Here is a 2,642-nt window from a genome sequence, read left to right as displayed (position 1 = left end):
CCCGGTTCAGACGAGTTGACGGAAACACGGCGCGCGGAACGGATCGCCGGCCTTCAGCCCGGCGAGTTCCTCGACGAACAGCACGCCGGCCGGCGTGAATCCTGAGCGGCTTTCGTCGGGCAGCGGGCTGAACACCGCGTTGTCGCCGAAAAAGCGCAGCACGAGCGTATGGCGATCGGGGAAATCCGCATCGACCGCGCCGCCGCCGTGCAACACGCCCGGATGGAGCAGCAGCACGTCGCCCGGCTTCGTTTCCCACGACAGGATGTCGTACGCATCCGGCGCTGCGCGACGCTCGGCCTCGATGTTCGGCAGGCGCGGCCACACGTCGCCGCCATGCAACGGGTCGGTCGGATCCTCGGCGTTCTGGAACGTCGTGCCGTCATGCCGCACGCCGTGGTGCGAGCCGCGCACGATCTCCAGCGCATTGCGCTTCGGTACGTGTTCGAAGCTGATCCACGCGTTGCCGAAATGCATCCCCTGCCACGGCAGGTACGACGTGTCCTGGTGCCACGGCGAGCGTGCGCTCTTGCCGCCGGCCTTCATGAACAGCTCCTCGGCGAAGTACCACACGTGCTTCGAGCCCCACAGGTCGGCGAACAACTGCCCGAACGGCAGCGTGCCGACCAGCGCGTCGAGCCGCTCCTTCGCATACGGGTTCGCGTTGTCGTTGTGCGACTTGTATTCGGTGCCGTCGAGCAGCGTCGTCGCCATCGGGCCCGGATTCTCCATTCCCCAGTCGAACACCGCGCGGCATTGCGCGAGTTGTTCGTCGTTGAGCACCCCTTCGATGAGCACGGCTCCGTCCTCGAAGAACGCCTTTCGCTTCATTGCATCCATCGTCTATCTCCCGATTCGTTCAGCCACAACCGGCAGCTCGTCTTCACCGCCGGCACATCAGTAGAACATGATGACTATGTTAGGTCATCATGACAAAAATAATTAAAAGAAAAAGACGGGGTATTCCCTGTTTCGTCTGCATGATCGAACGTCTGTGGCCGCCCGCCGCCGGCCCGGTATGACAATCGGCTTTCGGCCTTCATACAGGCGCACGACAACGTGCGGCCGCCGCGTCTTCGCGCCTTCAACCGCGCACGCGGTCGAACACCGTGTGCGTGATGAAGCCGACCAGTACCGTGTCGGCCAGCGTGTCGTCGGTAGGGCGTGCTTCGGCCGCACCGTGCGAGTGCATGCCGTCGCACAGCGCGGTCAGGCCGAGCGCCAGCACCTGCGTGGGCAACGGCAGCGATACACCGACCCGCGCCGCATACGCGTCGATGCACGCGGCCGCGAGCGCGCGCCGGTCGTGCAGCAACGCGCCGAACCGCGCACGGAACTGCGGATCGCGCGCCGCCTGAAGCTGCGCGTCGAGCCACATCAGGCGCGATGCAGGCTGCGTCGTGCCCCTTCGCCAGTACGCAAGCATCGCGCGCTGCGCATCGTCGTCCGGGTCGTGCGCGCCGACGATCCGCTGCAATGCCGCCGCAGCCTCGTCCTGATCGCGCCCCAGCAACTCGAACAGCACGTCGGCCTTGCCGCGGAAGTTCGAGTAGAACGCGCCACGCGTGTGTCCGGCCGCCGCAGCAATGTCTTCCACGCTCGCGGCCGCATAGCCTTTCTCCGCGAAGATCACTCGCGCGGCGTCGATCAGGCGTTCACGCGTCGCATCGCGCCGCTCGGCGCGGGTCAGGCGAACCCGGTCCATCCGCGCGCTCCGCGTTCACCGCAGCCGGACCGGCAACCGGCGCGAGCCGCTTCCACTTCCTCAGTACAGCTACTCATTTCGGATACGACAAGACGCTCGCGTTCGCACTGCTGCGCCCGGTGTCTCGCTCCAGTGCGCAATATGCGTAATAGAGCGCGACGGTGAGGTACGACCAGGTCAGCAGCGCCAGTACATAGAAATTGAACACGACGTTGGTTTCCTCGCCCGGGATCTTGTAGAAATCGTAGATGCACGCGATCGCCTGCGAGGCGACGAGCGCGAGCGTCGTCGTCAGCGCATGGAGCGCGTGGCCGGCACGCACGAGCCGCCACACGAAACCGGCAAGATAGATCGACATCAACGTCCACATCGCCACGTAGAAGTACGGCAGCGCGTGCTGCAACACGCCGGCCACGAGCGCGACCGTCCCGAGCGTCGCGAGCACGAACAGCGTCACGTCCTGTCGCATCGACGGCCGGTAGCCGTGCGTGACGGCCATCAGGCCGGCGACCGCGATCACCGGCATCCCGAACCCACGCGAGAACGCGTCGAGAAAGTGCGAAATGAAGTACGACACCGGCGATTCAGTCGCGAAGAAGATCACGGCATTGGACGCGGAGATCGTCACGATCCACCACTCGATGCCGATCAGGAAGTTGCGCTTGCGCACGAACTTGAAGCCATAGACGCCGGTCGTCATCGCAAGCGTCGCGCTGGAAAGACAAAGGACAAGTGATCTGTGATCCATGATTCGAACTCCCGAGGTCGGTTGCTTCCGTTGATTCACTGCCTCGCGGGGCTGAGGCTTGCCAGATAGGCTGCGACCGCCGCGCGGTCATCCGCCGACATCGCCTGCGCGACGCGCTGCATCGTGCCGGTCGCCTCGCTGCGCGAACCCGTCGCGAATGCATCGAGCTGCGCGAGCAGATAATCGTAG

4 protein-coding genes are annotated in these 2,642 nt (G+C 64.9%); all 4 read right to left on the bottom strand.

What is annotated here, in order from left to right:
* Positions 1–6: 6 nt before the first annotated feature.
* On the bottom strand, positions 7–840 hold the full coding sequence (locus JMF90_RS32745; RefSeq protein ID WP_011548647.1) for a phytanoyl-CoA dioxygenase family protein: 834 nt from the start codon (positions 838–840) through the stop codon (positions 7–9).
* A gap of 244 nt (positions 841–1,084) precedes the next feature.
* Positions 1,085–1,705 carry a TetR/AcrR family transcriptional regulator gene (locus JMF90_RS32740; RefSeq protein WP_011548648.1) on the bottom strand — a complete coding sequence of 207 codons (621 nt, stop codon included), beginning with the start codon at positions 1,703–1,705 and terminating at the stop codon, positions 1,085–1,087.
* A 73-nt stretch (positions 1,706–1,778) separates the two neighbouring features.
* On the bottom strand, positions 1,779–2,453 hold the full coding sequence (locus tag JMF90_RS32735) for a hypothetical protein (RefSeq protein ID WP_011548649.1): 675 nt from the start codon (positions 2,451–2,453) through the stop codon (positions 1,779–1,781).
* A 35-nt stretch (positions 2,454–2,488) separates the two neighbouring features.
* Positions 2,489–2,642, bottom strand: a 154-nt coding sequence (locus JMF90_RS32730) for a cytochrome c (protein ID WP_374104305.1), incomplete at its 5' end; no start/stop codon positions are given.

This window comes from Burkholderia sp. E168m23 (assembly GCF_016586125.1).
GTDB classification, from domain to species: Bacteria; Pseudomonadota; Gammaproteobacteria; order Burkholderiales; family Burkholderiaceae; genus Burkholderia; species Burkholderia orbicola.
Note: the sequence above shows the minus strand (reverse complement) of the source record. Positions and strands in the feature narration are given on the sequence as shown.